The organism is Mesorhizobium sp. M7A.F.Ca.US.007.01.2.1, assembly GCF_003998165.1.
GTDB lineage: Bacteria > Pseudomonadota > Alphaproteobacteria > Rhizobiales > Rhizobiaceae > Mesorhizobium > Mesorhizobium ciceri.
The window spans coordinates 1-5317 of record NZ_RZQP01000328.1 but is presented as its reverse complement, the minus strand read 5'-3'; the positions used below and the strand labels follow the sequence as shown (position 1 = coordinate 5317).

Here is a 5317-nt window from a genome sequence, read left to right as displayed (position 1 = left end):
AGGGCAAGACCGGCACCACCACCGACCAGCAGGCCCAGGGCAAGACCAAGATGCAGACCGACGAGCAGGCTCAGGGCAAGACCGGCACCACCACCGACCAGCAGGCCCAGGGCAAGACCAAGATGCAGACCGACGAGCAGGCTCAGGGCAAGGCCGGCACCACCACCGACCAGCAGGCCCAGGGCAAGGCCTCGACACAGGATACGACGTCGACCGGTTCCATCAACAACGTGACGGTGGAGCAGAAAACCCAAGTCACTCAGATCATCCGGGAGACGAAGGTCGAGCCTGTGTCCAATGTCAATTTTGACATCAGCGTCGGCGTCGAAGTTCCGCGGCACAAGGTCAGGCTGCATCGGCTGCCGGCTCGTATCGTCAAGATCGTTCCCGCTTACGAAAGCTACGAGTATTTCGTGCTTGCGGACGGTCGGATCGTCATCGTTGATCCGGATACGTTCAAGATCGTGCTGATTTTGACCTGATATGTCCGACGAGTGGTCCGCCCTCCAGAGGGCGGACCGTCATTGCCGGACTGCTATGGATTCAAAGCAACTCCGAAGAGAACCGCAAGCGGCAGGTGATACAATCTGCCACCGCATGGCGGACTCGGCTAGAGACGCCCGAGCACGACCAGGATTATGACTATAAGCAGCAGAAGACCGAGGCCGCCGCCCCCGTAATAGCCGGTGCCGTAGAATGGCCCGCCGCCAAGTCCACTAAAGCCGCCAAGCAATGCGATAATCAGAATGATGATAAGAATTGTGCCGAGACCCATGACTTGCTCTCCTGTTTGCGGCTTCGCGCCGTGTAGACGGAGCGGCGGTCGCCGGCTGATGAGAATATGAACTCGCTACAAGCCTTCCTGTTCCCGATTGAGACCTCATTGACGCTGCAAGGTCTGGCCGCTCAAAGTTGTTTAGGCGAACAAAGGTCATCCCGAGACGCCCGAATAGCCCTGGTCTTTCAGCAATCCAGCGAGATGGGCGGCATTTGAGGCTGCCATTTCGATCGCACCCGAGACTTTTTCCGGAGTTGCCGGCAGGTCGACATAGTTGACGTCCTCCATCGCCTCGCCAACCCAGTAGACCCCGCCATTGGCCGGGATGGTGAAGCCGACATCGTTCAATGCCTGAAAGCATTCCGCGTGGCAGTGATGCGCACCGTCCTCATTACCGACGATGGCCACCAGGGCCACCTTTCCTGCTGCCGGCATTCGCCCTCTGTCATCCGTCTCCTCGAGAAAGGCATCCATCCGCTCCAGGACGCGCTTGGCCACACTCGAGGGCTGGCCAAGCCAAATCGGAAGCCCGAGCACGAAGATGTCGGCCGCCAGTATCTTCTTTCTGAGTTTCGGCCAATCGTCGCCCTCGCCCATGTCGGAGAGCACGCCGGGCTTGATATCGTGGCTGAGCGCACGCACGATCTCGCCCTTCACATCGTATTGCATCAACGCCGCCAGGACATCGGCGAGCAACCGATCGGTGGAGGATTTTTCCCTGTCGTTCGAAGCTTTGAGCGAGCAATTGAGTGCGAAGGCCGTAAGCGGCATGTGAATCTCCCTGCATTGTCCTAATTGCAAACCGCCGCGACGACTTCGCGACTGCCCATTCGCCCGTTGCGGGATCGCCCGGCATTCTAACGCCAGGGTTAAATGCTTGTTCCGCAGGCGGACCAACAGGGCCGGTGGATGGCCCCCTCCTCCCACTTGGTGACGGTCGAGCCGGCTCAGAAAGCGGGCTGGGTCCTTGAGCACAGACGTTGGAGAACGGACAGCGGCGAGCGACGCAGACTGAACTGGTGGGGCAACCTATTCGTTCGCTCTTCGTTTTCTTCTGAGTTCCCGAAAATGGATAGACGATGCTCGTCCAGACCCTCGAAGCAGGCGATATGCAGCTGGCGGTATCCACGGCCGGCGATCCGCGCCGACCGGCCTTGATCCTTCTGCACGGCTGGCCCCATTCCAGGAAAATCTATGATGGCGTGATCGATGAACTCGGCACACGGTACTTTACGCTGGCTTTCGATCTTCCGGAGATCGGTGAATCGCGTGGCACTCCGCCGTCGGCGGAAAAGAAGGTTCTTGCCGGTATTGTGATTTCAGCCGCCGAGGCGCTTGGGGCCAAATCCATCGTCGTTGCAGGCTTCGATGTGGGCGGCATGATTGCCTTCGCTGCTGCTCGCCATCATGGCGGTCGCATCGTCGGCGCGGTGCCGATGAATACGGTTATCCCCGGCCTTCAACCATGGACGAAGGTAGTCGCAAACCCGGGCATCTGGCACTTTGCGTTTCATGCGGTGCCTGAGTTACCGGAGTTGCTGGTGACGGGCCATCAACGCGCCTACTTCGATTTTTTCTTCGATCTGCTCGCCGGCCGTCCCGAAGCATTGACCAATGAAATGCGGGAGACGTTGACGCAGGCCTATGCGAGGCCGGAGGCACTTAAGGCCGGCTTTGATTGGTATCGCGCGTTCAAGCAGGATGCCGAGGCCAATGCCCCGGCGCGCATCGAAGTTCCGATCCTCTATATCCGCGGCGACGCGGATTTTGGATCGATCGACGATTACCTCGAAGGTCTGAGGATGTCTGGCGCAAAGAACCTGCAAGGTCACATGATCGCCAACTGCGGCGAATTCCTGCCGATCGAGGCACCGGCAGAATTCGTCAAGGCGCTGGTGGAATTCGCACCGAGATAGTGAAGCGATCAGCGTTTATGCAGGTGCCTACTGGCTCGTGGAAGTTACGCGCCAGACCGTGTTCCCGACATCGTCGGCGATCAGCAGCGCGCCGGATTTGTCGACGGCAACGCCGACGGGCCGCCCGTGCGCCTTGTTGTCCTTGCCGAGGAAACCGGTGACGACGTCCTGCGGCTTGCCATCTGGATGACCGTCTTTGAACGGCACGAAAACGACCTTGTAGCCGTTGAAGCTCTTGCGGTTCCAGCTACCATGCTCGCCAACAAAGGCGCCGTTGCGATAGAGCTCCGGCAGGTTGGTTCCAGTGTAGAACGTCAAGCCCAGAGGTGCGACGTGGGAACTCAAGGCATAGTCGGGAGGGATCGCCTTGGCGACGAGGTCCGGCCGCTGCGGCATCACGCGCGGGTCGACATGCTGACCATAGTAGCTGTACGGCCAACCATAGAACGCGCCGTCCTTGACCGAGGTCATGTAGTCGGGAACCAGGTTAGGACCGAGCTCGTCGCGCTCGTTGATCACAGCCCACAGCGCGCCGCTCTGCGGCTCCCAACTCAGCCCGTTGGGATTGCGCAGGCCGCTCGCGAAAATACGATAGCGGCCAGTGGCCCTGTCGACTTCCCAGATGGCGGCCCGGTCCTTTTCCGCCTGGATGCCGTTCTCGGTGATGTTGCTGTTGGATCCGATGCCGACATACAGCCGAGACCCGTCGGGGCTGGCCACGAGAGACTTTGTCCAGTGGTGATCGATAGGTCCGCCGGGCAATGGCGTCAGCACGGCGCCCGGCGCGGTGATCTTGGTGTCGCCCGACGTGTAGGGATAACGCACGATGGCGTCGGTGTTGGCGACGTAGAGATCGTTGCCGACCAGGGCCACGCCAAAGGGCGAATTGAGATGATCGAGGAAGACCTCCTGGACATCGGGCAGACCATCGCCGTTCGTATCCCGCAGCAGGGTGATACGGTTGCTTCCTTCGGTGCCGCCGCCCGAGGTCGCCATCGACTCGATCCAGCCCATGATCAGGTCTTTCGGCCGCTTGATTGCGGCACCGGGCGGCGCCACGGATTCGACCACCAGAACGTCACCATTCGGCAATGTGTAAAGCGAGCGCGGATGCCTCAAGCCCTTGGCAAAGGCCTGGATTTGCAAACCCTTGGCGACGGTCGGCTTCTCGTCTTGTTTCCAACCGACGACCGACGCGACATGCATGGGCGGCACCAGATACTGAATAGGTTCAGGCAGCGTCGGGTTTGCTCCGACCTGATCGGTGGGATCCGGTTCGTCATCGCTGCATGCGGGCAGCGCCAAAATCGATCCGAACAGCAGACCGAGGCTCGCGATACGCCGGATATGTCTGGCGGAGACATTCATTCGACCACCTCCACTTGAGTGTGGCCGGAACTCCATCCCAGCAGTCCCAGCAAGAGGATAACGATCACGGCGACGGCGGACAGGATGAGCCCCGTCGGCACGACCGAGGTCCAGGCATCACGGCTGTGCACCAGTGCGTTGAAGAGCGATATGACGAGCACGACGAGGCTGCCAAGGAGATATGGCCATGCAGGCCCGGCTTGACGGGCAAGTCGGCCGGTAGACAAATCGACAAGTGCTGCAAGAACCGCGAGCACGCCTACAACCAGGCCGGCAAGGAGCAGCCAGGCGGAAAAATCTGCCCACATCATTTCAGCGCTTCGCCAATAGGCAACGTCGGTCAGCAATGTGCCGACGAAACATGCGTTTGCGACCGCCATCGGCGTTTTATGGAACGGACGCCTGGCTGCCACCAACACGGATCGGGCACGGGCCATGGACATTCTCCACCTTTGAAGCTGTACCTGTCCTCCAAACCAACTTGTGGTTGGGAGGTTCCCGGAACCGTTTTGCGTTCAAGAACTCGTGATGGCGCTGGCAATGGCACAGAACGGCTCGGCGCGCGATGCTCATGCGGAGTTGGCGCGCAATGTCCTCAAGGTGATCGAGTAGCGGTGCAGGTCAACCGCCGGAATGCTGTGCTCCCATTCCATGCGCGATGGTCCGGTCATGAGATACGCCGACCTTGGTTCGACGACGATGGTCCGGCGGTCCCATTTGGTGCCATTCTTCCGCCGGAGCCGGAAGCTGCAAGGCGCCAGCAACGAAACACCCGCAACGTCTTCGAAATGAGGCTTGTCTCGATGCCAGCCGATGCCGGCGCCGGGCCGGTATTCGTTGATCAACACTTGCGCGAAGGCGTTGGCGGGCCGGCCTGCCAACGCTGCGATCTTGTCGCGCAGGGACAGCAGGAAGTCAGGGATCGGCGGCGCCTCGACGACCTGGCGTCTGTCGTAGTCGTAACGCAGGCCAAAACCGACGACGCGCCGGTTTGCCAGATGGCCATGGAAATCGAACGCCTCGAACGGCAGGCCTTCCAGATGCCGGGCGAGTTCCGTTTCTTCTTGCGCCGTGATCAACTCGGGCTGATAGAAGAAACCTTCCGGTAGGTCGTCGGCAGCACCAAAGAGATCGTGCTGAAGCCCGGATGAGCCGGAGTCGGGTGTTTTCGATTTGGGTGTCGCCATCCCAGCTAAGATGGTGAAGGCCAGCCCGCCTGGCAATATCGGAACCTGGCCAGCCAATCTGCACCCAC

At 60.3% G+C, this 5317-nt stretch carries 7 protein-coding genes; 2 read left to right on the top strand and 5 right to left on the bottom strand.

The annotated features are described in order from the left end of the window. On the top strand, positions 1-482 hold a 482-nt coding region (locus tag EN949_RS32650; RefSeq protein WP_127371908.1), incomplete at its 5' end, for a DUF1236 domain-containing protein. Positions 483-610: 128 nt separating this feature from the next. Here EN949_RS32650 and EN949_RS32645 read toward each other — a convergent pair. Further along, positions 611-775, bottom strand: a complete 165-nt coding sequence (locus EN949_RS32645) for a DUF3309 family protein (protein ID WP_013531546.1) — start codon at positions 773-775, stop codon at positions 611-613. Positions 776-931: 156 nt separating this feature from the next. After that, positions 932-1549 carry an NAD(P)H-dependent oxidoreductase gene (locus EN949_RS32640; RefSeq protein WP_013531545.1) on the bottom strand — a complete coding sequence of 206 codons (618 nt, stop codon included), beginning with the start codon at positions 1547-1549 and terminating at the stop codon, positions 932-934. 308 nt (positions 1550-1857) lie between these two features. Between EN949_RS32640 and EN949_RS32635 the strand changes: the two genes are divergently transcribed. Next, the gene (locus EN949_RS32635) at positions 1858-2694 is read left to right on the top strand and encodes an alpha/beta hydrolase (protein WP_127366453.1); all 837 of its coding nucleotides are present in this window, start codon (positions 1858-1860) and stop codon (positions 2692-2694) included. Positions 2695-2721: 27 nt separating this feature from the next. Here the strand turns inward: EN949_RS32635 and EN949_RS32630 are convergent, their stop codons facing one another. The 3 genes from EN949_RS32630 to EN949_RS32620 all read right to left on the bottom strand — a co-directional run bounded on the left by EN949_RS32630 (position 2722) and on the right by EN949_RS32620 (position 5249). Then, the gene (locus EN949_RS32630) at positions 2722-4062 is read right to left on the bottom strand and encodes a sorbosone dehydrogenase family protein (protein WP_127366454.1); all 1341 of its coding nucleotides are present in this window, start codon (positions 4060-4062) and stop codon (positions 2722-2724) included. Continuing rightward, the gene (locus EN949_RS32625) at positions 4059-4499 is read right to left on the bottom strand and encodes a DUF2231 domain-containing protein (protein WP_050580528.1); all 441 of its coding nucleotides are present in this window, start codon (positions 4497-4499) and stop codon (positions 4059-4061) included. Before EN949_RS32625 ends, EN949_RS32630 begins: the two co-directional genes overlap by 4 nt. A 132-nt stretch (positions 4500-4631) precedes the next feature. Next, positions 4632-5249 (bottom strand): alpha-ketoglutarate-dependent dioxygenase AlkB, encoded by a 618-nt coding sequence (locus tag EN949_RS32620; RefSeq protein ID WP_063172174.1) that lies wholly within the window; start codon positions 5247-5249, stop codon positions 4632-4634. Positions 5250-5317: the final 68 nt, after the last annotated feature.

Coding starts and splice junctions, on each gene's coding strand:
- EN949_RS32645 (WP_013531546.1), bottom strand. CDS start 775: ATGGGTCTCGGCACAATTCTTATCATCATTCTGATTATCGCATTGCTT.
- EN949_RS32640 (WP_013531545.1), bottom strand. CDS start 1,549: ATGCCGCTTACGGCCTTCGCACTCAATTGCTCGCTCAAAGCTTCGAAC.
- EN949_RS32635 (WP_127366453.1), top strand. CDS start 1,858: ATGCTCGTCCAGACCCTCGAAGCAGGCGATATGCAGCTGGCGGTATCC.
- EN949_RS32630 (WP_127366454.1), bottom strand. CDS start 4,062: ATGAATGTCTCCGCCAGACATATCCGGCGTATCGCGAGCCTCGGTCTG.
- EN949_RS32625 (WP_050580528.1), bottom strand. CDS start 4,499: ATGGCCCGTGCCCGATCCGTGTTGGTGGCAGCCAGGCGTCCGTTCCAT.
- EN949_RS32620 (WP_063172174.1), bottom strand. CDS start 5,249: ATGGCGACACCCAAATCGAAAACACCCGACTCCGGCTCATCCGGGCTT.